We start from the raw sequence: 26,114 nt of genomic DNA, 5'->3' as shown, positions 1-26,114 counted from the left end.
TCCGGTGCCCCGTGACCCCTGCCCTCGTCGCTTCCCGTCGCTCGTTCCTGCAACTGGCCGGTACCGGCCTGGCGTTGTCCGGCCTGGGCGCACTGCCTGCATCGGCCGCGCCGTCGCGCGCACTCCCCGCCAGCGCAGGACCGGTGCTGCTGAACTTCAACGAATGCCCGTATGGGCCAGCGCCCGCCGCGCAGGCCGCGGCGCGCGACATCGTCGCCGGCAGCGGGCGGTATCTGTTTGCGCTGGCCGGCGAGCTGCGCGACCTGTTCGCCCAGCAGGAAGGCATCGGCAAGGATCACGTGCGGCTGTATCCGGGCTCCAGCGAGCCACTGAACCGGGCGGCAGTGCTCTGGACCTCGCCTGGCGCGGGGCTGGTGGTCGCTGATCCCACCTTCGAGGCGCTGGGCGATCTTGCCGCTGCGCGTGGGGCCGCGGTGGCCAAGGTACCGCTGCGCGCGGACGGGGCACACGACGTGCGTGCGATGGCGGCGGCTGCCGCGACGGTCAATGCCGGCTTGCTGTACCTATGCAACCCCAACAATCCCACCGGCTCGATCACCCCGGCGGCCGACATCGCCTGGCTGCTGGCCAACAAGCCTGCGCAGACCCGGGTGCTGGTCGATGAGGCCTACCTGCAGTACAGCGAACAACGCTCGGTGATCGCCCAGGTGATGCAGCGCGATGACGTGATCGTGCTGCGCACCTTCTCCAAGCTCTACGGCATGGCCGGCCTGCGCCTGGGTGTGGCGGCTGCGCATCCGGATCGGCTGAAGGAACTGGCCAGCCTGGGCGACAACCCGTTGCCGGTTACGGCGGTGGCCGCCGGGCTGGCGAGCCTGCGCGATCCCGGGTTGATTGCACAGCGCAACGCAGAGAATGCCGTGGTGCGGCAGGAGACCATCGGCTGGCTGGGCAAGCGCGGTTTTACCTGCGTGCCTTCCGAAGCGAACTGTTTCGTGGTCGATGTGCAGCGCGACGGCGCAGCATTTTCCGCGGCGATGGCCGAGCGCGGCGTGGTCATCGGCCGCAGCTGGTCGATCTGGCCGCAGCGGGTGCGGGTAACGGTCGGCACCGAGGCCGAGATGGCCCGGTTCCGTGAGGCGTTCGAGGCGGTGGTCAGCCGCAACGGGTAAATGTAGCGCCGACCGTTGGTCGGCTCTACATGATCACCAACGCGGTGCTTTGGTCAGCGGCGGGGCCTGGTGCTGGCGGTCGTAGGCACGCAGTTCGTCGCGGATGTGCGCGATGCGCTGGCGACCCAGGGCGTTGCGGCTGTCATCGAGCACCACGCCATCGAGCAGTTCGCCCATGCGCTGCACGGTCGGCAGCATCTTTTCCCAGGCGTCCAGCGCGGTCAGCGGGGCCGGCAGGGTCAGGAAGAAGGCGATCGCCGGCGTTTCCATCTCGCGGATGTTGGCCATGTCGAAACTGCCCGGCTTCATGATGCTGGCCATCGAGAAGATCGGGCCACGCTCGGGGTGGCCTTCGACCAGACGGTGGAAAACATTCATGTGGCCGAACACCAGGCCGGTCTTTTCCGCAGCGACGACGATGTCTTCGCCACGCAGCTGCTCACCGGCACGGGCGGCCACGAACAGCGAGACGATCTTGTCGAAATCCTGGGTGGTGCGCTTGCCAAGGTCACTGGCCGGACCGGCATCCACCTCGGGCAGGCCGAGTTCGGGCTGGGTCACGCCGTCTTCGCCCACCACGGGCGCAGCGCCGTCGGCCGGGATCTCGCCCTCGCCCAGTACGGGCTCGCGGCGCTGGCCGTTGGTGCCTTCGGCACCCTCGACGCGGCGGCCCTGCATTTTCTTTTTCGGACGGCCAAACAGGAAGATCGCAGCGATCAACAGCAGGCCGGCGGCCAGGATGCCGATGCGGAGCAGTGCCATGTCGGACATTCGGGAGGTTCTCCGGCTAAATCATTCAGGTACTTAAGGATGGCACGTCACGCCGCGCCCGCCAATCGTGCGGCTTCCTCCAGGTCGACACTGACCAGTCGGCTGACGCCCGGTTCGCGCATGGTCACGCCGGAAAGCTGGTGCGCCGCCTCCATCGTGGCCTTGTTGTGGCTCACAAACAGGAACTGAACCTTCTCGCTCATTTCCTTGACCATGTTGGCCAGGCGGCCGACGTTGGCTTCGTCCAGTGGCGCGTCCACCTCGTCCAGCAGGCAGAACGGCGCCGGGTTGAGCTGGAAGATCGCAAACACCAGCGCCACCGCGGTCATCGCCTTCTCGCCACCGGACAGCAGCGAGATGCTCGATACCCGCTTGCCCGGCGGCCGCGCCATGATCGCAACACCGGTGTCGAGCAGGTCTTCACCTGTCAATTCCAGATACGCGTGGCCACCACCGAACAGGCGCGGATACAGCTGCTGCACGCCGGCATTGACCCGGTCGAAGGTGTCCTTGAAGCGGCCGCGGGTCTCGCGGTCGATCTTGCGGATCGCGTCTTCCAGGGTTTCCAGCGCGGTGGTGAGGTCGGTGTTCTGGGCGTCCAGGTATTCCGAACGCTGCGAGGCCTCGCCGTATTCCTGGATGGCGGCCAGGTTCACCGGCTCCAGGCGGCGCATGCGGCCGTCGATCTGATGGACCGTCTGCTCCCAGTCGGTGATGCGCGCATCCTCGGGCAGGCCGTTGATCACGTCCTGCAGCACGAACCCGGCCTTCTCCACCGAGGCCGACAGCTGGTCGGCGCTGAGCACCAGCGCCTGCTGATCCAGCTTGCGCTGGGAAATCCGCTCGCGCTGCGCCAGCGCCTGTTCGTCGCGCTGATGGCGGGTCTGTTCGAAGGTGCGCAGCTCGGCATCGATGCCATCCAGCAGCGTACGGGCCTCACCGAGCACGCGGTCTGCACGCACGCGCTCGCCGAGCGCGTTCTGGTGTTCGGCTTCGAGCGTCTTGACCGGCGAATCGCCTTCGTCGAGCTGCGAGTGCAGTTCGCCCAAGCGGGTATCCAGCTGCCCGCGCTGCGTGCTCATGCGCTCCAGTGCCTGGCTCAGCGAGGCGATCTGCGCCCGTTGTGATTCCAGGGTCAGTGCCAGCGAGTGCGCCGCCTCGCGTACGTTGCGCGCCTGGTCGCGCGCCTGATCGCGCGCATCGGTGAGCTGGCGGCGCTCGCCCTCCAGCGCGGCGCGGACCGATTCCAGATCGCCCATGCTGGTGACCGCATCGTCCAGCCGCGCGCGCGCTTCGCGCACCTGCTCGCGGCCGGCATCCAGCGTTTCCAGCAGTTGCACCAGCTCGCCTTCGATGCGATCGATGCGGGTGCGTGCGGCCTCCACTTTGCCCTGCTGGCTCTGCAGCTGACCGCCGAGTTCGGACACGCTGCGATGCGCCAGGTACAGCTGGCGCTGCGCGTCTTCGCGCTGCTGCTCACCCGCCAGCAACTGGTCACGGAAACCGGACAACTGCTGTTCCAGGGCCGCTTCGCGGTCCTGCAGGGTTTCAATCTGCTCGCGCAGGGTGACGATCTCGCGCTCACGCAGCAGCGCGCCCTGCTTGGCCGCGCCGGAGCGCGACACGCGCACCCAACCTTCGCCCAAGCGCTCGCCACCGCGGGTAATGACCGAATCGCCCTCACCCAGCGTCGCCTGCAGTGCACGCGCGGCCTCGAGATCCTCGGCGGCATGCAGGCGCGCCAGCAGGCGACGGATCGCGGTCGGGCCCTGCACTTTCGCGGCCAAGGAGGTCGGCGCGACGTCCAGCGCGGCCTGCTCGGCCGAGACCAGCGCGATGCGGCCTTCGCCGAGTTCGCCCAGTGCGTCCACCAGCGATTCCGGTGCATCGACCAGCACGCCTTCGATCAGCTGGCCGAGCGCGCTTTCCACGGCGTTTTCCCAGCCACTCTCCACGGTCAGGCGCTCACCGACGCGCGCGCCGGAATCCAGCCCACGTGCCTTCAGCCATGCCACCGCAGCGCCCTGCTCCTGGCCCAGCGCGGCCTGCTGCAGGGTTTCCAGCGAGGACAAACGGCCGCGTGCGGCCTGGGCCTGCTTGCGGATCTCGGCCAGCTCGGTCTGGCCGGTACGCTGGCGATCCTGCAGCCCGGCCACGACAAGTTTGCGTTCTTCCACCTGTTCGTTGAGCGTGTCCAGCGAGGCCTTCTGGGTCTCGTGCTGGATGTGCAGCTCCTCGAACACCTCGGCCAATGCGTCCAGATCCAGCCCGGTGCGCTCGGCCTGCAGCGACTCGCGGCGGCGGTCGGCTTCCAGCACCTGGCGGTCCAGATAGTCCACGCGGGTACGTTCAACTTCACCGGCGCGCGAGGCTTCCGAGGTATTGCGGGTATGGGCTTCCCAGCGCTGCTGCCAATCGGCCAGACGGGCCTCGGCGTCGCGCAGGGCTTCCTGCTTGATTTCGTTCTCTTCCTGCAGCTGCTCCAGGCGCGGCTCGGCGTCATCGACCGCCTCGCGCAGCACCATCAGCTTGGCCTCATCGCCACTGATGTGCTGGCCCAGATCGGCCAGTGCCTGCTGGGCTTCATCGCGCGCCTTGTTGAGTCGCTGCGACATCTCGCGCTGATGCTGGATCTGCTGCTCAAGGCGCGCCAGCGTACTGCCGACCTGGTACACCTCGGCCTGCGCGGTGTTGAGCGCATCGGAGGCTTCTTCGCGGCGCAGGCGGCTGGTTTCAATGCGGGCTTCGGCGTCACGCTGTTCGGCGATCAACTGCTGCAGGCGCGTTTCCTCGCGCGACAGCGCTTCGCGCAGGCCCCCGAGGCGCCCATCCAGGCCGCGGTACTCCAGCGCCTTCCACTCGGCATCCTTGACCTTGCGCTCTTCCTGCAACGCCTGGTACTGCTCGGCCTGGCGCGCCTGGCGCTTGAGGTGTTCGAGCTGCTTGCCGATTTCCTCGCGCAGGTCGCCCAGGCGATCCAGGTTTTCGCGGGTATGCCGGATGCGGGTTTCAGTTTCCTTGCGGCGCTCCTTGTACTTGGAGATGCCGGCGGCTTCTTCCAGATACACCCGCAGGTCTTCGGGCCGGGCCTCGATGATCTTGCTGATCATGCCCTGCTCGATGATCGAGTAGCTGCGCGGCCCCAGGCCGGTGCCGAGGAACAGATCGGTGATGTCGCGGCGGCGGCACTTGGTGCCGTTGAGGTAGTAGTTGCTGCTGCCATCGCGGCTGACGGTACGCTTCACCGAGATCTCGTTGAACGAGGCGTACTCGCCGGTGATGGTGTGGTCGGTGTTGTCGAAGATCAGTTCGACGACAGCCTGCGAAACGGGCTTGCGGGCGGAGGAGCCGGAGAAGATGACGTCGGTGAGCGAGTCGCCGCGCAGGCGGCTGGCGGAGCTTTCGCCCATGACCCAGCGCACGGCGTCGATGATGTTGGATTTGCCACAGCCATTGGGCCCCACCACGCCGGTCATGTTGGTCGGCAGGTGCAGCGTGGTCGGATCGACGAAGGATTTGAATCCGGACAGCTTGATCGTGGACAGACGCATGGCGTGATGGTTTTCCGGGCGAAGGCCTGAAGCGACCCCCACCATGGTGGATTACGGAGCGGATTTACCCTTCAAACCATTGATGTTGCAGGGTTTCAATGGCCCCGGGGGCGACGCGATAGCCTGAGTATAACGGGGCGGGTGTTCGGCGGGCTGCGGGGGTTGGACCTGGTGGCAGCTGGAGCTGGGGCCAACGCCGAAGCGGAAGCGGAAGCCGAAGCCGAAGCCGAAGCCGAAGCCACATTTTCGGGTAACCCGAGGCGGGGCGGCGTGGGTGGGGTCGCGGGACCCGCCGTGAACCCGTCCATGGGGGCTCGTAATGCGCCATCCATGGCGCCTTACGGTCCCGCCACCCCACCCACGCCATCCCGTAGACAGAGGGCTGGTGTGCGGGGGAACAGCCAAGGCAGAACAACCAAGGCGCAACAGCCAAGGCGCAACAGCCCGGAACAGCTGGGACCGGACCCAAGCTGGCCGAGTTGGCCAAGCTGGTCGAGCTGGGCGAGCTGGGCGAGCTGACCCTCCATCGCCGACGCGCCGGAACGGGGGTAGAGCCACGCCATGCGTGGCTGGGGCCGTACCTGGAACCCAAAGCATCCACGCATGGCGTGGATCTACCCAAGCCGGCCGTCTATCCAATGGCGCAGAGCCCGCCTGCCCTGGAACGCTGAGGTTGCCCTGCCCTCCCAACCGCCACACCGGAAACCACGCTGGAGGGTGCCGGGTAGCCCGGCCCGGGACCGTAAGGCGCCATGGATGGCGCATTACGAGCCCCCATGGATGGGTTCACGGCGGGTCCCGGGCCGGGCTACCCGGCGCCCTCCCACCCGTACCCTGAAGGCGCCATGCCGTTGGCGTTGGCGTTGGCGCCACAGTCGCAAGCGGCCTTGCCGTTGCTGCTGCAGTCGCCCCAAAACAAAAACGGGCACCCTCGCGGGCGCCCGTTTCAGTGACTCCCGCCTTTCGGCAGGGATCAGGCCTTTTCGGCTTCCACAACCACCTTGACGGTGGTTTCCACGTCGGCGTGCAGGTGAACAGTCACCTCGTACTCGCCCACGTTGCGGAACGCGCCTTCGCCCAGGATCACTTCGCTCTTTTCCAGCGGCAGGCCGACAGCGGTGAAGGCTTCGGCGATATCGCGCGGGCCAACCGAACCGTACAGCTTGCCTTCGGTCGACGCGTTCGCAGCGATCGTGACGCTCTTGCCTTCCAGCTTCGCCTTGCGGGCTTCGGCGTCAGCGTGGATCGACTGGGCCTTGGCTTCGTAATCAGCGCGCTTGGCTTCGAACTCAGCCACGTTGGTCGCGGTGGCCGGAACGGCCTTGCCGGTCGGGACGAGGAAGTTGCGGCCGTAGCCCGGCTTCACGTCGACCAGATCGCCCAGACCGCCGAGGTTGGTGACCTTCTGAAGAAGAATCAGCTTCATGGTGTAGCTCCAAATATGTATTCGTTAGCGAGGCTCAGGCCCCGCAGCGGATGGCTGTCCGAATATCCGAACGGCGAATCCTTAAACCGCCCGACGCTTTACAGCGCGGGCGGCCGGATCCGCGAAAGCGGCGACTCGAAGTCGCCAGCCTTCATCAGACGTCGTGGTTGTCGGTGTACGGAATCAGGGCCAGGAAACGGGCGCGCTTGACGGCCGTTGCCAGCTGGCGCTGGTACTTCGACTTGGTACCGGTCACGCGGCTCGGCACGATCTTGCCGTTCTCGGTGAGGTACTGGCGCAGGGTGTTGAGATCCTTGTAATCGATCTCCTTGACACCTTCGGCCGTGAACTTGCAGAACTTGCGACGACGGAAGAACTTGGACATGTCAGTGCTCCTTAAGCGGCCGAAGCGGCGTCTTCGCCGGCATCGGTGTCAGCGGCGGCGGGGGTGGTTTCACCTTCTTCGTCATCACGACGACGACGCTCGCCACGCTCGGGCTTGTCACCCTTCTCGTCCTTGCTCTTCATGATCAGCGACTGCTCGGTGTCAGCTTCGTCACGCTTGATGACGAGGTTGCGCAGCACGGCGTCGTTGAAGCGGAAGCTTTCCACCAGCTCGCTCAGCACGGCCTGGTCGCACTCGATGTTGAGCATGACGTAGTGGGCCTTCACCAGGTTCTGGATCGGGTAAGCCAGCTGACGACGGCCCCAATCTTCCAGACGATGGATGGTGCCGTTGCCGTTCTCGACCAGCGCCTTGTAGCGCTCGATCATGGCCGGGACCTGTTCGCTCTGGTCCGGATGGACCAGGAACACGACTTCGTAATGACGACTCATGTGTTTTTACCTTTCGGATGTGGCCCTTTGAGGGCCGGACAGCCCCCCGCAGGTGAACGCGGTGGGGCAAGGGTCCTGCCCGGAATCAGGCAGGAAGCCGCGCATTGTGGCAGCAGAAGGGGTTGCAGGCAAGCCGGGCGGGCGGAACAGGCCCGGCGCGCAGGCGATCAGGCCTTGTCGGCCTCGGTCGTGAAGCTCTCGCCGCAGCCGCATTCCGCGGTCGCGTTCGGGTTCCTGAACGTGAAGGTCTCGCTCAGGCCGTGCTTGCCGAAGTCGATCTCGGTGCCGTCCACCAGCTCCAGGCTGGTGGCATCCACATAGATGCGGACCCCGTCCTGCTCGAAAACGGTGTCGCCTTCGCGCTCATCGCGGGCCAGATCGGTGATGTGCCCCCAGCCGGAACAGCCGGTGCGGGTCACGCCGAAACGCAGGCCCAGCGCACCGGGGGTCTGCTCGACGAACTTCTGCACACGGGCAAAGGCAACAGGGGTAAGGCTTACGGCCATGACAGGCAACTCCAGCGGATCGTGATCATTATAGAGGGTATGGCGCGGCCCGGCCTCGGCGGCCGCAGCTGCGGTTCACACGGCGCGCAGCCCCGGGGGACGCGAGAAATGCCTCGCAAGCCGAACACCGCACCCGTTAAACTCCGTGTTCAGAGATCGAGTCGATCAACAGAGGATTCAAGTCATGACGGTGGTCAGCGTTGAACATGCGCTTGCCGGGAAGATCCCGGAAGGCGGCGAGGCAACAGTACGCGGATGGGTCCGCACGGTGCGCGGCTCTGCGGCGCTTGCCTTCGTCAATGTCACCGATGGCTCCTGCTTCGCCCCCATCCAGGTGGTGGCCAATGACACCCTGGCCAATTTCGACGACATCAAGAGCCTGACCCCGGGCTGCTCGGTGATCGCCCGCGGTACCCTGGTCAAATCCCAGGGCAAGGGCCAGTCCTTCGAGATCCAGGCCAGCGACATCGAGATCGTCGGCCTGGTCGAAGACCCGCTGACCTACCCGATCCAGCCCAAGCCGATGAGCCCGGAGTTCCTGCGGGAAGTGGCGCACCTGCGCCCGCGCACGAACCTGTTCGGTGCGGTCACCCGCATCCGCAACTGCCTGGCCCAGGCCGTGCACCGGTTCTTCCACCAGAACGGCTTCAACTGGATCAGCACCCCGATCGTGACCACGTCCGATGCCGAAGGTGCCGGCCAAATGTTCCGGGTCTCGACCCTGGACATGGCCAACCTGCCGCGCAACGAAAAGGGCGAGGTGGATTTCAGCCGCGATTTCTTCGGCAAGGAAACCTTCCTGACCGTGTCCGGCCAGCTGAACGTCGAGGCCTACTGCCTGGCGCTGAGCAAGGTCTACACCTTCGGCCCGACCTTCCGTGCCGAGAACTCCAACACCACCCGCCATCTGGCCGAGTTCTGGATGATCGAGCCGGAAATCGCCTTCGCCGATCTGGCCGAAGACGCGCGCCTGGCCGAGCAGTTCCTGAAGTACCTGTTCCGCGCGGTGCTCGATGAGCGTGGCGATGACCTGGCCTTCCTGGCCGAGCGCGTGGACAAGAACGCGATCACCAAGCTGGAAGGCTTCATCAACGCCCCGTTCGAGCAGATCGACTACACCGAAGCGGTGAAGCTGCTGCAGAACTCGGGCAAGAAGTTCGACTTCCCGGTCGAATGGGGCCTGGACCTGCAGACCGAGCACGAGCGCTGGCTGACCGAAGAACACATCGGCCGCCCGGTGGTGGTGACCAACTACCCCGAGCACATCAAGGCGTTCTACATGCGCCTGAACGACGACGGCAAGACCGTTGCGGCGATGGACGTGCTGGCCCCGGGCATCGGCGAGATCATCGGCGGCAGCCAGCGTGAAGAGCGCCTGGATGTGCTAGATGCGCGCATGGCGCAGTTCGGCCTGGATCCGGCGCATTACGGCTGGTACCGCGATTTCCGCCGCTACGGTTCGGTGCCGCACGCCGGCTTCGGCCTGGGCTTCGAGCGCCTGGTGGTCTACGTCTGCGGGCTGAGCAACATCCGCGATGCGATCCCCTACCCGCGCGCACCGGGCAGCGCCGAATTCTGATCGACCTACGGAGGCACTGAACCATGACCCTGTTCTTCGCGCTGTGCTTCGTCGGCGTGGCGATCGCCGGGTTCAGTGCCTTCGTGATCTTCTGGCCGCTGACCCTGGTCCACATCCGCGACCGCCACCCGGCGCTGGCGGATCGTTTCGGCACGGGCGCATTTCTGCGCCCGGATGCGCTGCGCTGGCTGCTCGGCCGCGACTATCGCCAGAGCACCGACCGCTCGCTGACCGGCCTGGCCGCGCCGGCCTGGCTTTCCCTGCTTACGCTGCTTGCTGGACTGGGCATGGCTGCCCTGCTCTGGCTGCTTTCGATGGTAATCACATGAACGACGACACCTCCCACCACGACGAGTGGTTCCTGGCCAGCCTGGGCAACACCCTGATCTGGGCCCGCCTGCGCGTGCGCCCGGCCGGCACCGCCGAAGTGCTGGACAGCGACGGCAACACGCTGAGCTATGACAGCGAAGACACCGCGCGCTCGCAGCTGTTCGACGCCGAGTTCGTCGCCTACGACGGTCTGGATGAAGAAGACGCCCTGGTGCGCGGCTTCTCGCTGCATGAAGTGCAGCCGCCACAGGCCGACAGCGATGACGCATTGCACGGCCGCATGGTCCAGAGCCTGGGCGCCCGCGCGTAACCGACGATGTTCATCCCGTCCGCCTTCGTCGAGACCGACCTGATCTGGCTGGACCGGCTGCTGGCGCGCGATGCGTTCGTCACCCTCGTCACGACCGGGGCCGACGGCCTGCCGCAGGCCACGCGGATGCCGGTGCTGTACCGGCGCGATGCTGACGGCATCCTGATCGAAGGCCACTGGGCCAAGCCCAACCCGCAGGCGGGCCATGCAGGCCCCGCGTTGATGCTGGTGCACGGCCCGCATGCGTATGTATCGCCGGGGTGGTACCCGGACAAGGAAGCACAGGCACGCGTCCCGACCTGGAACTACGCCGCTGCGGAACTGCGCGGGGTGCTGGAACCGACCACCGATCCGGACACATTGATCGCCATGCTGGACGGCCTGAGCGCGCACTATGAAGCACAGGTCGGCGGCCACTGGGACCTGCTGCCGATCGAGCCGCGCCAACGGCGCATGCTCGCCGGCATCGTCGGTTTCCGCTTCCGCCCGGCCCAAGTGCAGATCAAACTCAAGCTCAGCCAGAACCACCCCGAGGCCAACCAGTCCAGCGTGATCGATGCACTGTCGGCGCTGGACGCCCCGGCATCACGCGAGCTGGCGCAGTGGATGCGCTGGCGCCGCGAGGGCGGCACTGCCGCCGACTGACCTTCCCCACTCCTGCGACGACGCGGCCACCCTGGCCGCGCCTTGCCCCCACCCGACGTCAGGGACCCCGCACGATGAAAGACATCCACAAGCTGCTGCAGAACAACCGCGAATGGGCGGACCGGATCGAAAAAGAAGACCCGGAGTTCTTCCACCAGCTGGCCAAGCAGCAGCACCCGGAATACCTGTGGATCGGCTGTTCCGATTCGCGCGTGCCGGCCAACCAGATCATCGGCATGGCACCGGGCGAAGTCTTCGTGCACCGCAACGTGGCCAACGTGGTGGTGCATACGGATCTGAACTGCCTGAGCGTGATCCAGTACGCCGTGGATCAGCTGAAGGTGAAGCACATCCTGATCGTGGGCCATTACGGCTGCGGCGGCGTGCACGCCAGCTTGAACAACACGCGCGTGGGCCTGGCCGACAACTGGCTGCGCCATGTCGGCGATGTGGCGCAGAAACACTCGGCCATCATGGACGCGATCGAGGATCCTGCGCTGAAGCATGCGCGCCTGTGCGAGTTGAACGTGATCGAGCAGGTGGTCAACGCCTGCCGCTCGACGATCGTGCAGGACGCGTGGGCACGCGGCCAGAAGCTGATGGTGCACGGCTGGGTATACAGCCTGAAGGATGGCCGGGTGCGCGAGATGGGCATCGACGTGGGCGCACCGGAAGACCTGCAGCCAGCCTACGAGAAGGCGCTGTCCTACGTGCCGCGCCACGGTCGGCGCGACTGATTCTTCCTTTTACGGACATCGCCCATGCTTGCCTCGCCCATCAATCTGCTCGGCTGGATCGAAGAACACCGGCATCTGTTGAAGCCGCCGGTCGGCAACAAGATGATCGAGAACGGCGATTTCATCGTGATGGTGGTCGGCGGCCCGAACAGCCGCACGGATTTCCATTACGACGAGGGCCCGGAGTGGTTCTATCAGCTTGAAGGGGAGATGACGCTGAAGGTGCAGGAGGATGGCGCGGTGCGCGACATTCCGATCCGCGCGGGCGAGATCTTCCTGTTGCCGGGCGGTGTGCCACATTCGCCGCGCCGCCCGCCGGGCGGTGTGGGCCTGGTGGTGGAGCGCAAGCGGCTGGCGCATGAGCGCGATGGGCTGATGTGGTTCTGCGAGCGGTGCAATCACAAGTTGTACGAGGAGTTTTTCGCACTGGAAAACATCGAGACGGATCTGCCGAAGGTGTTCGATCGCTATCACTCTTCGCTGGAGTTGCGCACGTGCGATGCGTGCGGACACGTGGATCCGTTGCCTGCGAAGGTCGCTGTTGAGGGGTGATGGCTTGGAAGCTTGGAAGCTTGGAAGCTTGAAAGCTTGAAAGCTTGAAAGCCAGCCGTTGAGTGGACTGGGAGTGGGCCGGCGGGGGCGGGTTTCCTGGACCCGCCGCAAGTACGTCCATGTAGGCTCGTAGTGCGGCATCCATGCCGCACACGGTCCCGGAAACCCACCCCCACCGACCCATCCACACTTCGCGGTGCGCATGGAAAAGAGCAACGCTGGAGCTAGCGCGGCCTCTGCTGCTTCTGCTGCTTCTGCTGCTTCTGCTGCTTCTGCTGCTTCTGCTGCTTCTGCTGCTTCTGCTGCTTCTGCTGCCGTGACTGCTTCTGCTGATACTGCGCCGCAGCCTCACAAGCAAAACCAAGCTGCGCTGGTCCCAGCGCCGCCAACCTCGGCGCAGGCATGAACGACTGCGACTGCGACTGCGACTGCGACTGCGACTGCGATTAAGTCTGGACCAGCTCCGAAAGTTGAGCGAAGACCGGCAAATTGGGTGAGCGAGCAATACCGTTGTGTCCGATCACGGCGGACAGTGCCAAGCGTCGGCAAGTGGATGCATCGTCCACCGCTGTTGGCTCACCCGGCCTCCGCGCTCAAACTGCACCAGTGAACAGTCCAAGGCGCAGGCGCCCGCCTTTTCCCGTACGCACCGACCAATTGTCAGCGGGTCGGTGTGGGTGGGTCTGCAGGACCGTGTGCGGCATGGATGCCGCACTACGAGCCTACACGGACGTACTTGCGGCGGGTCCAGCAGACCCACCCACACCGGCCCGTACACTGGAACGTCACCCCGTACGCATTGGCTTTGGCTTTGGCTTTGGCTTTGCGTTGGCGTTGGCTCCGGCCTCCAGCTAGAGCGCCAACCACCAGCCCACGCCAAAACAGCACCGCAAGCCAGATTCAGCCCACACCCCCACCACCCGGATAAACTGTCGGCTCACTGACACCGCCGGTTGCACCATGTCCGAACTCCTCAGCCGCACCCATGCCGTTGCCCTGGACGCCGCCGACCCGCTGCGCGCCCTGCGCAACGAATTCGTCTTCCCCCAGCACAACCACCGCGACCAGACCTACTTCGTCGGCAACTCGCTGGGTCTGCAGCCGCGCGGCGCACGTGCCGCCGTCCAGGAAGTCATGGATAAATGGGCCTCGCTGGCGGTCGAAGGCCACTTCACCGGCGACACCCAGTGGCTGCACTACCACCGCCTGGTGAGCGAACAGCTCGCTCGCGTGGTGGGCGCCCTGCCCAGCGAAGTCGTGGCGATGAACACCCTCAGCGTCAACCTGCACCTGATGATGGTCAGCTTCTACCGGCCCACCGCCGAGCGCCCCGTCATCCTCATGGAGGCCGGCGCCTTCCCGACGGATCGGCATGCAGTGGAATCGCAGATCCGCTTCCATGGCTTCAACCCCGATACCGATCTGATCGAGGTGCAGCCCGACGAACCCAACGGCACGATCTCGCTGCAGGCGATCGAACGCGCCATCACCGAACATGGCCCGCGCCTGGCGCTGGTGCTGTGGCCCGGCGTGCAGTACCGCAGTGGCCAGGTGTTCGATCTGGACGCCATCACCCGCATGGCGCGCCTGCAGGGCGCCCGCGTCGGTTTCGATCTGGCCCATTCGGTCGGCAATGTGCCGCTGCAGCTGCACGACATCGCGCCGGATTTCGCCGTGTGGTGCCATTACAAGTACCTCAACGCCGGCCCGGGCGCCGTGGCCGGCTGCTTCGTGCACGAACGCCATCACCGCGATGCCACGCTGCCGCGCTTCGCCGGCTGGTGGGGCCATGAAGAAGCCACCCGCTTCAAGATGGCGCCGCAGTTCGTGCCCGCGGTCGGTGCCGAAGGCTGGCAGCTCAGCAATCCGCCGGTGCTGGGTCTGGCCCCGCTGCGCGCTGCCCTCGATGTCGTCGACAAGGCCGGTGGCATCGACGCGCTGCGGACCAAATCGCTGCGCCTGACCGGCATGCTGGATGCGCTGGTGCGTGCGCGCCTGTCCGGCGTGCTGGAAGTACTGACGCCTTCGGAGCCGGATCGCCGCGGCTGCCAGCTCTCGCTGCGCGTGGCCGGTGGCCGCGAGCGCGGCCGCAGCCTGTTCGAGTACCTGCAGACCGTGGGCGTGCTCGGCGACTGGCGCGAGCCCGACGTGATCCGCATCTCGCCGACACCGCTGTACAACCGCTATCTCGACCTGCACCACTTCGTCGAGGAAGTGGAAGCCTGGGCCGGTCTTTGACCCGACCGCCCTCCCCGCCCCCACGGACATCGCCTTGATCGCTACCCCCTCCCGCTCGCTGAGCATCATCGGCGCTGGCCTGGCCGGTTCCTTGCTGGCCATCCTGCTGTCCCGCCAGGGCTGGCAGATCACCTTGTATGAGCGCCGCGGCGATCCGCGCGTGAGCGATTACGAGTCCGGTCGCTCGATCAACCTGGCACTCGCTGAACGTGGCCGGCACGCGCTGCGCCAGGCCGGGGTCGAAGACGCGGTCATGGCCAAGGCGGTGATGATGCGTGGGCGCATGATTCACCCGCGCGAGGGCGAACCGCAGCTGCAACGCTATGGGCGCGACGACAGCGAAGTGATCTGGTCGATCCACCGCAAGGACCTCAACACCACCCTTCTACAGCTGGCCGAGGATGCCGGTGCCACCGTGCACTTCCACCGCCGCCTGCACACGGTGGATTTCGATGCCGGCTACGCGCGCTTCATCGATGACCGCGACGACCAGCCGCACGACATCCGCTTCGACACGCTGATCGGTGCCGATGGTGCCGGCTCGGCACTGCGCGCGGCGATGAACCGGAAGCAGCCGCTGGACGAGCGCATCGACTTCCTGGATCACTCCTACAAGGAGCTGGAAATCCCGCCGACCGACGATGGCGGGTTCCGGATCGAGGCCAATGCGCTGCATATCTGGCCGCGCGGGCACTACATGTGCATCGCGTTGCCGAACGACGAAGGCACGTTCACGGTCACACTGTTCCTGCCCAACGAGGGCGATCCGAGCTTTGCCACCACCAACAGCGGGGCCGAGGCCGAGGCGCTGTTCGCGCGCGACTTCCCCGATGCGCTGCCGCTGATCCCGAACCTGCGCCGCGACTGGGAGCAGCATCCGCCGGGCCTGCTGGGCACGCTGCACCTCAAGCACTGGCACATGAAGGGCCGCGCGGTACTGATCGGCGATGCCGCCCACGCGATGGTCCCGTTCCACGGCCAAGGCATGAACTGCGCCTTCGAGGATTGCATCGCCCTGGCCGGGCATCTGCTGGAGCAGGATTCGCTGGGCAAGGCCTTCGCTGCATTCGAAGTGGACCGCAAGCCGAACGCCGAGGCGATCCAGCAGATGGCGCTGGAGAACTACCTGGAGATGCGCGACCGCGTGGCCGATCCGCAGTTCCTGCTGCAGCGCGAACTGGAACAGGCGCTGCAGGCGCGCTGGCCGACCCGCTTCGTGCCGCATTACACGATGGTCACCTTCCTGCGGACCCCGTACGCCGTTGCGCTGGCGCGCACCGAGCTGCAGCGGCGCATGCTGGAGCAAGCTACTGCCGGGCACGACAGCCTGGCGCATATCGACTGGGCCGCACTGGAGCGGCTGGTCCACGAGCAACTGCCCGTCCTGGAGGGTGCGCACTGATGGCCGACAGCTTCCTGTTCTATGACCTGGAAACCTTCGGTCAGGACCCGCGCCGCACGCGCATCGCGCAGTTCGCCGGTATCCGCACCGATGCCGATCTGAACATCCTCGAAGAACCCGTCAGCTTCTACGTCAAACCGGCCGATGATCTGCTGCCCTCGCCGATCGCGACCCTGATCACCGGCATCACCCCGCAGCACGCACTCAGCGCCGGCGTCACCGAGGCCGAGGCGTTCGCGCGGATCAACGACCTGATGGCGCAGCCAGGCACCTGCTCGCTGGGTTACAACACGCTGCGCTTCGACGATGAATTCGTCCGCCACGGGCTGTTCCGCAACTTCTACGACCCCTACGAGCGCGAGTGGCGCAACGGCAATTCGCGCTGGGATCTGCTGGACATGATGCGGCTGCTGCATGCGCTGCGCCCGGACGGGATTGTCTGGCCGCAGCGCGAAGACGGCGCCACCTCGTTCAAGCTCGAGCACCTGGCCACGGCCAACAACGTCCGTCAGGGCGATGCGCATGAAGCGCTGTCCGATGTGTACGCGACAATCGGCCTGGCGAAGCTGTTCAAGCAGGCCCAGCCACGGCTGTGGGACTACGCGCTGAAGCTGCGCGACAAGCGCTTCGTGGGTAGCCTGCTGGATGTGGATGCAATGCAGCCGGTGCTGCACATCTCGATGCGCTACCCCGCCCAACGCATGTGCGCCGCACCGGTACTGCCAGTGGCGCGCCATCCCTTCATCAACAACCGCATCATCGCGCTCGATCTGGACGGCGATATCGAGCCGCTGCTCGATCTGCCGCCGGAAACCATCGCCGCCCGCCTGTACACCCGCGCCGCCGACATGGCCGAGGGTGAGCAGCGCGTGCCGCTCAAGGAAGTGCACCTCAACAAGGTCCCGGCGCTGGTCGCCTGGAACCATCTGCGCCCGGCCGACCATGCGCGCCTGGGCATCGACCCGGCCGCAATCGAAGCCAAGGCCGAGCGGCTGCGCCAGATCGGTCCCGCACTGGCCGAGAAGGTCCGCCAGGTGTACTCCGGCGAGCGCACCCTGGCGCCAAGCGATGTGGACGCCTCGTTGTACGACGGTTTCCTCGCCGACGGCGACAAATCCCTGATGTCGCGCATCCGCACCAGCCCACCGGCCGAACTGGCCAGCTTCGCCGAGCGCCTGCGCGATCCGCGCATGCCCGAGCTGCTGTTCCGGTACCGCGCCCGCAACTACCCGGACACCCTGGACACCACCGAGCGCTCACGCTGGAACGACTATCGTCGCCAGCGCCTGCTCGGCGATGCATCGCTGGGCGAACAGACCCTGCCGCAGTTCACCGCGCAGCTGGATGCACTGGCCGCAGAGCATGCCAACGATGCCGGCAAGCTCGCCCTGCTGCAGCAGCTGCGCGACTGGGGCACCCACCTGCAGAGCAGCCTATGAGCACGTATTTCAGCCCGGCCACCTTCACCTTCCTGCGTGGTCTGGCCCGCAACAACGACAAGACCTGGTTCAACGAGCACAAGCCGAAGTACGAAGAGCATGTCCGCCAGCCGTTCCTGCGCCTGATCACCGATCTGCAGCCGGACCTGGCCGCGGTCAGCGAGCACTTCCGCGCCGACCCGCGCACCGTGGGTGGCTCGCTGTTCCGCATCTACCGCGATGCGCGCTTCTCCAACGACAAGTCGCCCTACAAGAGCTGGCAGGGCGCGCGCCTGTTCCATGAGTGCCGCAAGCAGGTGCCGGCCCCATCGTTCTATATCCACCTGCAGCCGGGCGAGAGCTTCGTCGGTGCGGGGCTGTGGCATCCCGAACCGGCCACGCAGCGCAAGGTGCGGCACTTCATCGTCGACAACCCCGGCAGCTGGAAGGCCGCCGCGCATTCGCCGGTGCTGCGCAAGAAATTCGATTTCGAGGAAAGCGAGAAGCTGGTCCGCGCCCCGCGCGGGTTCGAGCCGGAGTTCGAGTTCATCGACGATCTCAAGCACCGCAACTGGGTGTTCTGGCGCTCGCTGGACGACGCCACGATGACCGGCCCGCGGCTGCGCCAGACCATCGCGGCCGACCTGGTCACGCTCGCCCCCTTCGTGGATTACCTGTGCGCGGCGCTGGACCTGGAGTTCTGAGCTTCACGTGCACTGACGCCCGCTGGGTCAAGCTGGGCACCATGACGACAAGGCAGACCCGATGAAGAAGCTGCTCTGGTTGCTGGTCAGCGTGCTGCTGGTGCTGGCCGGCATCGTGTTCAGCGGCCCCTACGTGACCGTGCATGGCCTCAGCCGCGCGATCGAACAGCGCGATACCGCCAAACTCGACCGTTACGTGGATTTCCCGATGCTGCGCGCCAACCTGCGCGCCCAGCTGAGCGATTACGTGGTCCGCCGCGCGGGTCCGGACCTGCAGTCCAGCCTGTTCGGCGCGTTGTTGCTCTCGGCCGGCGACCGGCTCAGCGCGACCGCCGTGGACGCGCTGGTCACCCCCACCGGCATCGGTGCGCTGCTGGAGGGCCACACCCTGTGGAAGCGCGCCAGCAACGATCTGGACAGCCCCAGCAATGACGCCTATGCGGCGCCGCGGCCGGCGCGGCCCCTGAAGGGCGCCACCCACCATTTCGAGTCGCTGTCGCGGTTCACCGCCACCACCTACACGCCGCAGGGCGCGCCGGTGGTGTTCATCCTGCAGCGCTCGGGCCTGCGCTGGCGGCTGGTCGACATCCGTCTACCGTTGAATCCTGACACCACCGCGCCGTCGGTCCTGCCGATCCCGTAGGTACGCACCCTTGGTGGGTACATGGGCCCGGCGCTGCATCAACCGTCGTTGGCGACCCCGTGCGGCACGTGCCCGGCGGCCACGCTCTGGTGCTGCAGCGCGCTGTCGATGTTGTGCTGCGAATCGTCGAAGAAGATGTCCGCGCCGAAGGCTTCCAGGAACGGGCCCTTGTGGCGCCCGCCGAGGAACAGCGCTTCGTCCAGACGCACGCCCCACTCGCGCAGCGTGCGGATCACCCGCTCGTGCGCCGGCGCCGAGCGCGCCGTCACCAGTGCAGTGCGGATCGGCGCATCTTCGCCCGAGGGGAACACGGCCTGCAGCGTATGCAGCGCCGAGAGGAAGTTGCGGAACGGGCCACCGCTGAGCGGCTCACGGGCGTTCTCACGCTCATGGCGGCCGAAGGCTTCCACGCCCTGCTCGCGCGAGATGCGTTCGCTCTCATCGCCAAAGATCACCGCATCACCATCGAAGGCGATGCGCAGCTGGCCCAGCGGACGGCCCAGATCGACCTGTTCGGCCGCGGCGATGGTCTCGCCCGGCGGCTTGGGCAGGATGGTCGCGGCAGCGATCCCGTGCAGCAGCGCGCGCCGCACCGATTCGGGGTTGGCCGACAGGAACAGATCGGTGCCGAACGGCTTCACATACGGCCAGGTCGGCTCGCCCGCGGTGAAGGTCGCGCGGATGATGCCAAGGTCGTAGTGCTGGATCGAATTGAAGATGCGCAGGCCGGTATCGGCCGAGTTGCGCGACAGCAGGATCACTTCCACCCGCGGCTGTTCCGGCGACTGGCCCTGGTTGAGCGCGAGCAGCTTGCGCACCACCGGGAAGGCCACGCCGGGGCGCAGCACATCATCTTCGTGCTTGCGCTGGTACTCGGCGTAGGCATCGACGCCTTCGGCCTCGAACAGCGCGTGCCCCTCTTCCAGATCGAACAGGGCCCGCGACGTCACGGCAACGGTCAGCAAACGGGGGGTGTTGTCGCCCATGGCAATCAGCAATCCAATGCGGCCGCAGCGGCCGGCCAGCCATTCTCCCACAGAGCATGGCCGCCACGGCCGTGCGCCGTCAGAACATGAACTGCTCGCTCAGGATCCGGTCTTCCAGATTGTGCTCCGGGTCGAACAGCATGGTGACGCGGCGTTCGCGCGATTCACGGATGGTCACTTCCACCACATCGCGGGTTTCATGCGAATCGGCGGTGACGCTGACCGGGCGCTTGTAGGGGTCGAGAACGCGGAACCGCACTTCGGTGTCGGCCTTGAGGATCGCCCCGCGCCAGCGGCGCGGACGGTACGGCGCCAACGGGGTCAGCGCGATCGTGTGCGAGCCCAGCGGAAGGATCGGGCCATGCGCGGAATAGTTGTACGCCGTGCTGCCGGCAGGCGTGGCGACCAGCACCCCGTCGCCGATCAGCTCGGCCACGCGTTCCTGGCCATTGAGGTCGATGCCGATATGCGCGGCCTGGCGGGTCTGGCGGAGCAGCGAGACGTCGTTGTAGGCCAGCGAGCCGGTGGTGGTGCCGGACTCGGTCAGGGCCAGCATCTCCAGCGGCCGCAGGTTGGCCGGCTCGGCGGCCGCCAGGCGCGCCGGCAGGTCGTCATCGCGGAACTGGTTCATCAGGAACCCGACCTTGCCCAGCTTCATGCCGAACACGGGCCGATCCAGCGCGCCGTAGCGATGCAGGGTCTGCAGCAGGAAGCCATCACCGCCCAACGGGCACAGCACCTCGGCCTGCTCGGGCGCGTAGTCGCCGTAGCGGGCCCGCATCTGCGCCAGGGCGAGCTGCGCCGCTTCGGTGGAGCTGGCCAGGAAGGCGATACGGGGGGTGTCGCTCATCGGTGAATCCGGGTGGGGTATGCCGGCAAGAGCATAACCGTTCGTGCCGGTCGCGGGCCGGCACGAACGGAAACGAAAACGGCCCCGCCGAAGCGGAGCCGTGTGTTTCTCATGCAATGCCGTTACCGGCCCCCGCCCATCCCTCTGGAGCAGAGCCCCCCCTGAGTCAGGGGGGCGCGCCGAAGGCGCGGGGGTCTGGAAGCATCGTTTGCATGGGCCCCACGGTTTGCAAAGCAAACCGTGGGGCGTCAGCGCGAATGCGCTTATGCACCATGCGAGGCCAGCTGACCCAGGCGCTGCACCGCGACCGACACGGTCGGGTAGTCCAAGGTCTTCTGCTCGGCCAGCTCGGCCAGCATCGCCAGGGTGAAGCGCAGGCTGCTGTCATCGCGCCCCATCCAGGCGGCGACCTTGGCTTCGGCGCTGCTGCCCTTCATCGACAGGACCTGGGCAGCCAGGTTGCGATGGTGGGCGGCCAGCTCGTCGCGCAGCACGCCACGGGCCACGGCGTGCCAGCGGCCGTTGACCTCCAGCGCGTCGATCTGTTCGAACAGCCACGGCAGCTGCAGGGCGTCGCCCAGGCGGAAGTGGACCTTGGAGACGTCCACCGGCTTGAGCTTGCGGGTGCGGGCCAGCTCGATGATGTCGAACGCCGGCTCCAGGAACTGCAGTTCCGAGAGCTGCTGCGACAACGCCGGCGGCAGGCCCTTGTCCTTCCACTCCTGCACGCTGGCCTCGTAGGCCGGGCGCTGCGAATCGGGCAGCACGCCCGAGGCATCGCGGATGTCGTTGAAGGCAGCCTGGTAGCGGTTGACCGCTTCGGTGATGCCCGGCATGGCGCCCGGGCGCGAGAGCAGCCAGCGCACGAACGAACGCTGCAGCTTCCAGATCACTTCCAGCGCGTCGATCTGCACCGACTCCGGCAACGTGCCGTCGAGGGCGTCGATCTGTGCCCACAGGGCGCGTGCATCCAGCGTTTCACGGCTGATCGTGTACGCCTTGGCGACCTCGGCCACGGTGCGGCCGGTGTCTTCCTGCATGCGCATCAGGAAGGTGGCGCCCATGCGGTTGATGGTCTGGTTGGTCACGGCCGTGGCGATGATTTCGCGCTTCAGGCGGTGACGCTCCATCGCATCGGCGTACTTCTTCTGCAGCGGCGTCGGGAAGTAGCGCTGCAGCTCCTTGGACAGGTACGGATCTTCCGGAATGTCCGACTCCAGCAGCTGCTGGAAGGCCACCAGCTTGGAGTAGGACAACAGCACCGACAGTTCCGGACGGGTCAGGCCCTGGCCACGCGCCTTGCGTGCGGACAGTTCCGCATCCGAGGGCAGGTACTCGATCTGGCGATCCAGCAGGCCCTGCTGTTCCAGGGTGCGGATGAAGTGCTGCTTGGAACCCAGGCGCTTGACCGCCATGCGTTCCATCAGGCTCAGCGCCTGGTTCTGACGGTAGTTGTCCATCAGCACCAGCGCGGCCACTTCGTCGGTCATCGAGGCCAGCAGCTTGTTGCGCTGTTCGACGGTCAACTTTTTGGCACGCACCACATCGTTGAGCAGGATCTTGATGTTGACTTCGTGATCGGAGGTGTCCACACCGGCCGAGTTGTCGATGAAGTCGGTGTTGAGCAGCACGCCGGCCTGGGCGGCTTCGATACGGCCCAGCTGGGTCATGCCCAGGTTGCCGCCCTCGCCCACCACCTTGCAGCGCAGCTCGCCGCCATTGACGCGCAGCGCGTTGTTGGCGCGGTCGCCGACATCGCTGTGCTGCTCGCTGGCCGCCTTGACGTAGGTACCGATGCCGCCGTTCCACAACAGATCGACCGGCGCCTTGAGGATCGCGCTCATCAGATCGTTCGGGGTCATCGACTTGATGCCCTCGTCCAGGCCGAGCACCTCACGCACCTGCGGGGTGATCTCGATCGACTTCAGCGTACGCGGGTACACGCCGCCGCCCTTGCTGATCAGCTTGGCATCGTAATCGGCCCAGCTGGAGCGCGGCACGGTGAACAGACGCTCGCGCTCGACGAAGGTCGTGGCCGCATCCGGGTTCGGGTCCAGGAAGATGTGGCGGTGATCGAATGCAGCCACCAGGCGGATGTGGCGCGACAACAGCATTCCGTTGCCGAACACGTCGCCGGACATGTCGCCCACGCCGACCGCGGTGAAGTCCTGGCTCTGGCTGTCACGGCCCAGCGCACGGAAGTGGCGCTTGACCGACTCCCACGCGCCACGTGCGGTGATGCCCATGCCCTTGTGGTCGTAACCGACCGAGCCACCGGAGGCGAACGCATCGCCCATCCAGAAGCCGTGCGCCACGGCCAGGCCGTTGGCGATGTCGGAGAAGGTCGCGGTGCCCTTGTCGGCGGCCACCACCAGGTACGGGTCGTCCATGTCGTGGCGGACCACGTCCACCGGCGGCACGATCTTGTTGTTGACGATGTTGTCGGTGATGTCCAGCAGGCCCTGGATGAACAGCTTGTAGCAGGCCACGCCGTTGGCGAACACCGCATCACGGTCACCGTTGACCGGCGGCATCTTGGCGAAGAAGCCGCCCTTCGCGCCGACCGGCACGATCACGGTGTTCTTGACCATCTGTGCCTTGACCAGGCCCAGCACCTCGGTACGGAAATCTTCGCGACGGTCCGACCAGCGCAGGCCGCCACGGGCAACGGCACCGAAACGCAGGTGGGTACCTTCCACGCGCGGGCCGTACACGAAGATTTCGCGGTACGGGCGCGGCTTGGGCAGGTCCGGCACCAGCGCCGAATCGAACTTGAAGCTGATGACGTGGCCCGGGCGGCCCTCGGCATCGGTCTGGTAGTAGCTGGTGCGCAGGGTCGCATCGATCACGCCCATGAAGCTGCGCAGGATGCGGTCTTCATCGAGGCTGGAGACGCGGTCCATCAGCTTGAGCAGCGCATCGCGCGCGGCGTCCATCTGCACGGTGCGGTCGCCCTTGCGCGCATCGACCACGGTCTTGAGCACTTTCAGGGTGGCTTCGTCACCGCCGGCGAGCACGGTCAGGTGCGCGCGCAGCTGGGCCTGGCCCTCGGCGATCGCGTCCTTGCTTTCGTGGCCGGTGGCCGGATCGAAGCGGGCTTCGAACAGTTCGACCAGCAGACGGGCTAGCAGCGGGTAACGGGTGAAGGTGCCTTCCACATAGGCCTGCGAGAACGGCACGCCGGTCTGCAGCAGGTACTTGCAGTAGCCACGCAGCATCGCCACCTGGCGCCAGTGCAGGCCGGCGGCGAGCACGAGGCGGTTGAAGCCGTCGTTCTCGGCATCGCCGTGCCACACGCGGGCGAAGGTTTCACCGAAGGCGGCATCAACGCTCGGCGCATCGATCGCACCGGCCACCGATTCCACTTCGAAGTCCTGCACATACACCGGGGCGTTATCGACCGTCAGACGGTACGGACGCTCGGCGATGACACGCAGGCCCATGTTTTCCATCATCGGCAGCGCATCGGACAGCGGAATATCGTCCAACTGGCGATACAGCTTCAGGCGCAGGCCATCGCCGCCTTCGCGCTGCACGGCCTGCAGGCTCAGGCGCAGATCGTCCGGGCCGGTCAGCGCATCCAGCTGGCTGACGTCATTGGCGGCGATCTCGGTGCTGGAGTCTTCGATGTAGCCGGCCGGCAACGCCTTGCCGATACGCGCCGCGATGCGCAGGCCTTCGCCCTCACCGTGACGGGCCACCAGCGCTTCGCGCAGATCGTCCTGCCAATTGCGCAGCACCTGGGCAAGCTTCTGCTCCAGTGCGCTGGTATCCACTTCCAGGGTCTGGCCAGCCTTCGGGCGCACGATCAGGTGCACCTGGGCCAGCGGCGACTCACCGAGCACGACCGAGCTGTCCACGTACTCGCCCTGCAGGGCGTCCTTGAGCATGGCTTCGATGCGCAGGCGCACATCGGTGTTGAAGCGTTCGCGCGGCAGGTACACCAGCGCGGAGATGAAACGGCTGTACTTGTCACGGCGCAGGAACAGACGGCTGCGCACGCGCTCCTGCAGGCCCAGCACGCCCATGGCGGTGCGGAACAGTTCGTCCTCGCTGGACTGGAACAGCTCTTCGCGCGGCAGGGTTTCCAGGATGTGGCGCAGGGCCTTGCCGCTGTGGCTGCTCGGTGCCAGGCCGGACTTGCTCATCACGTATTCGTGGCGCTGGCGCACCAGCGGGATCTCCCACGGGCGGCGGTTGTACGCGCTGGAGGTGAACAGACCCAGGAAGCGCTGCTCGCCGATGATCTTGCCCTTGGCGTCGAACTCGAGCACGCCGATGTAATCCATGTAACCGGCGCGATGCACGCGCGAGCGGGCATTGGTCTTGGTCAGGATCAGCGCGTCCTTCAACCCGGTGGTGGCATTGAGGCCCTGCGCGGCGAGGGTCTTGACCGGACGTGCAGCGGACTTGTCCTGCCCGCGCATCAGGCCCAGGCCGGTGTCGTTCAACGGCGCCAGCACGTCTTCCTTGCCCTGCTTCTCGACGCGGTATTCGCGGTAACCGAAGAAGGTGAAGTGGTTGTCGGCGGCCCAGCGCAGGAACTCCTGCGCTTCAGCGCGCGAGGCGGCATCGACGGGCAGCTGGCGGCTGCCGAGGTCGTCGGCCAGGCTCTGCGCCTTGGCACGCATCGCGTCCCAATCGCGGACGATGGCACGCACCTCATCCAGCGCCTTGATGATCGCCTTCTCGACGTCGGCCATCGCCTCGGCCGGCTGGCGGTCGATCTCCAGCAGCATCACCGATTCGGCGGTGCCGTCGCTGACACCGGTCAGCTTGCCGGCCTTGTCACGCGCGAAACGGATCACCGGGTGACCCAGCACGTGCACGCCGACGCCATGCTCGGCCAGCGACATCGTGACGGTGTCGACCAGGAACGGCATATCGTCGTTGACGATCTGCAGCACCGTGTGCGGCGACTCCCACCCGTTGCTCTTCAGCGTCGGGTTGAACACGCGGACGTTGGCCTTGCCGGACTTGCGCACGCGCGCAAATTCCAGCGTGTCCGCTGCCAGTGCAGCCCACTCCTCGGCGCTGTGGTGCGGGAACTCGTCCGCCTCCATGCGCTTGTAGAAGTCGGCGGCAAAAGCCACTGCCTCGGCCTGCCCGGCCGACGGGTAGCGCTTGCGCAAGGCCGTGTACACCGGCTCCAGCGAGAAGCCCACTGGCGAAACAGTCTGCGTATCGGCTGGTTTGGATTTGTTTTTCACGGTCTTGGCTGCTGGTTTCTGCGGTTTCATGACGGAGCGGTGCGTGTTGCTCAGTTGGGAAAATGAAATTGTAGGCCTACCGCACAGAAATACCTTGCTGCAGGACGGAATAAGGTGATTCGGGTTGGGTCCCGTTTACATCGCCACCGTCAATTCGGCCGGGTACGGATCAACGCATCGGGGTTTCATCCGACGCAGCATCGGCCGCGTCGGTTACAACGTGACGTTGGTCATCAAACGCGACGGAAAGACAAGGCTTCTACAATTCTGAACTGGACGGTATAGT

At 66.2% G+C, this 26,114-nt stretch carries 21 protein-coding genes and 1 pseudogene; 12 read left to right on the top strand and 10 right to left on the bottom strand.

Going from position 1 to position 26,114, the window contains the following annotated elements:
* Positions 1-11: 11 nt before the first annotated feature.
* On the top strand, positions 12-1,133 hold the full coding sequence (locus ACW6W5_RS15580) for a pyridoxal phosphate-dependent aminotransferase (RefSeq protein WP_152153351.1): 1,122 nt from the start codon (positions 12-14) through the stop codon (positions 1,131-1,133).
* 33 nt (positions 1,134-1,166) lie between these two features.
* On the opposite strand, the gene zipA is transcribed toward ACW6W5_RS15580, so the two are convergent.
* From zipA to ACW6W5_RS15550, 6 genes are all read right to left on the bottom strand, one after another.
* Positions 1,167-1,904, bottom strand: coding sequence for a cell division protein ZipA (gene zipA / locus ACW6W5_RS15575; RefSeq protein WP_121037842.1), 738 nt, complete (start codon positions 1,902-1,904; stop codon positions 1,167-1,169).
* Positions 1,905-1,951: 47 nt separating this feature from the next.
* A complete protein-coding gene (gene smc, locus ACW6W5_RS15570) occupies positions 1,952-5,455 on the bottom strand; it encodes a chromosome segregation protein SMC (protein ID WP_152153353.1) in 3,504 nt (1,167 codons plus the stop codon).
* Between the two features lie 973 nt (positions 5,456-6,428).
* On the bottom strand, positions 6,429-6,881 hold the full coding sequence (gene rplI / locus ACW6W5_RS15565) for a 50S ribosomal protein L9 (protein WP_121037848.1): 453 nt from the start codon (positions 6,879-6,881) through the stop codon (positions 6,429-6,431).
* Positions 6,882-7,035: 154 nt separating this feature from the next.
* Positions 7,036-7,266, bottom strand: a complete 231-nt coding sequence (rpsR, locus tag ACW6W5_RS15560) for a 30S ribosomal protein S18 (RefSeq protein WP_002804494.1) — start codon at positions 7,264-7,266, stop codon at positions 7,036-7,038.
* Positions 7,267-7,277: 11 nt separating this feature from the next.
* A complete protein-coding gene (gene rpsF / locus ACW6W5_RS15555; protein ID WP_019184348.1) occupies positions 7,278-7,718 on the bottom strand; it encodes a 30S ribosomal protein S6 in 441 nt (146 codons plus the stop codon).
* Between the two features lie 167 nt (positions 7,719-7,885).
* Positions 7,886-8,224, bottom strand: a complete 339-nt coding sequence (locus ACW6W5_RS15550; protein ID WP_019184349.1) for a HesB/IscA family protein — start codon at positions 8,222-8,224, stop codon at positions 7,886-7,888.
* A 184-nt stretch (positions 8,225-8,408) separates the two neighbouring features.
* On the opposite strand from ACW6W5_RS15550, the gene asnS reads away from it, so the two are divergent.
* From asnS to ACW6W5_RS15520, 6 genes are all read left to right on the top strand, one after another.
* Positions 8,409-9,803 carry an asparagine--tRNA ligase gene (gene asnS / locus ACW6W5_RS15545; RefSeq protein ID WP_019184350.1) on the top strand — a complete coding sequence of 465 codons (1,395 nt, stop codon included), beginning with the start codon at positions 8,409-8,411 and terminating at the stop codon, positions 9,801-9,803.
* A 23-nt stretch (positions 9,804-9,826) separates the two neighbouring features.
* The gene (locus ACW6W5_RS15540) at positions 9,827-10,132 is read left to right on the top strand and encodes a hypothetical protein (RefSeq protein WP_102787980.1); all 306 of its coding nucleotides are present in this window, start codon (positions 9,827-9,829) and stop codon (positions 10,130-10,132) included.
* The gene (locus tag ACW6W5_RS15535) at positions 10,129-10,443 is read left to right on the top strand and encodes a hypothetical protein (protein ID WP_121037851.1); all 315 of its coding nucleotides are present in this window, start codon (positions 10,129-10,131) and stop codon (positions 10,441-10,443) included. Before ACW6W5_RS15540 ends, ACW6W5_RS15535 begins: the two co-directional genes overlap by 4 nt.
* Before the next feature lie 6 nt (positions 10,444-10,449).
* Positions 10,450-11,088 (top strand): FMN-binding negative transcriptional regulator, encoded by a 639-nt coding sequence (locus ACW6W5_RS15530; protein ID WP_152153357.1) that lies wholly within the window; start codon positions 10,450-10,452, stop codon positions 11,086-11,088.
* A 74-nt stretch (positions 11,089-11,162) separates the two neighbouring features.
* Positions 11,163-11,825, top strand: coding sequence for a carbonate dehydratase (can, locus tag ACW6W5_RS15525; protein ID WP_121037857.1), 663 nt, complete (start codon positions 11,163-11,165; stop codon positions 11,823-11,825).
* Between the two features lie 24 nt (positions 11,826-11,849).
* A complete protein-coding gene (locus ACW6W5_RS15520) occupies positions 11,850-12,377 on the top strand; it encodes a 3-hydroxyanthranilate 3,4-dioxygenase (RefSeq protein ID WP_121037860.1) in 528 nt (175 codons plus the stop codon).
* A gap of 224 nt (positions 12,378-12,601) precedes the next feature.
* Here ACW6W5_RS15520 and ACW6W5_RS15515 read toward each other — a convergent pair whose 3' ends face one another.
* Entirely contained in the window at positions 12,602-12,781 is a 180-nt protein-coding gene (locus ACW6W5_RS15515; protein ID WP_152153359.1) for a hypothetical protein, read from the bottom strand.
* A gap of 556 nt (positions 12,782-13,337) precedes the next feature.
* Between ACW6W5_RS15515 and kynU the strand changes: the two genes are divergently transcribed.
* The 5 genes from kynU (at position 13,338) to ACW6W5_RS15490 (ending at position 18,782) form a co-directional block, all read left to right on the top strand.
* Positions 13,338-14,615 carry a kynureninase gene (gene kynU, locus ACW6W5_RS15510; protein WP_152153361.1) on the top strand — a complete coding sequence of 426 codons (1,278 nt, stop codon included), beginning with the start codon at positions 13,338-13,340 and terminating at the stop codon, positions 14,613-14,615.
* Positions 14,616-14,649: 34 nt separating this feature from the next.
* Positions 14,650-16,017 (top strand): FAD-dependent oxidoreductase, encoded by a 1,368-nt coding sequence (locus ACW6W5_RS15505; protein ID WP_193222831.1) that lies wholly within the window; start codon positions 14,650-14,652, stop codon positions 16,015-16,017.
* On the top strand, positions 16,017-17,456 hold the full coding sequence (gene sbcB / locus ACW6W5_RS15500) for an exodeoxyribonuclease I (protein ID WP_152153365.1): 1,440 nt from the start codon (positions 16,017-16,019) through the stop codon (positions 17,454-17,456). Before ACW6W5_RS15505 ends, sbcB begins: the two co-directional genes overlap by 1 nt.
* Positions 17,453-18,139 carry a DUF2461 domain-containing protein gene (locus ACW6W5_RS15495; protein WP_152153367.1) on the top strand — a complete coding sequence of 229 codons (687 nt, stop codon included), beginning with the start codon at positions 17,453-17,455 and terminating at the stop codon, positions 18,137-18,139. The genes sbcB and ACW6W5_RS15495 overlap by 4 nt, the downstream gene beginning before the upstream one ends.
* Before the next feature lie 61 nt (positions 18,140-18,200).
* Entirely contained in the window at positions 18,201-18,782 is a 582-nt protein-coding gene (locus ACW6W5_RS15490; RefSeq protein ID WP_152153369.1) for a DUF2939 domain-containing protein, read from the top strand.
* Positions 18,783-18,820: 38 nt separating this feature from the next.
* Here ACW6W5_RS15490 and ACW6W5_RS15485 read toward each other — a convergent pair whose 3' ends face one another.
* The 3 genes and pseudogenes from ACW6W5_RS15485 to ACW6W5_RS15475 form a co-directional block, all read right to left on the bottom strand.
* Entirely contained in the window at positions 18,821-19,768 is a 948-nt protein-coding gene (locus ACW6W5_RS15485; RefSeq protein WP_088434636.1) for a 5'-nucleotidase, read from the bottom strand.
* Between the two features lie 79 nt (positions 19,769-19,847).
* Positions 19,848-20,618, bottom strand: coding sequence for an NAD kinase (locus tag ACW6W5_RS15480; protein WP_152153371.1), 771 nt, complete (start codon positions 20,616-20,618; stop codon positions 19,848-19,850).
* Between the two features lie 263 nt (positions 20,619-20,881).
* Positions 20,882-25,777, bottom strand: a pseudogene (locus tag ACW6W5_RS15475) (NAD-glutamate dehydrogenase); the annotation flags it as partial.
* Positions 25,778-26,114 lie beyond the last annotated feature (337 nt).

This window comes from Stenotrophomonas sp. IS26 (assembly GCF_054188265.1).
Note: the sequence above shows the minus strand (reverse complement) of the source record. Positions and strands in the feature narration are given on the sequence as shown.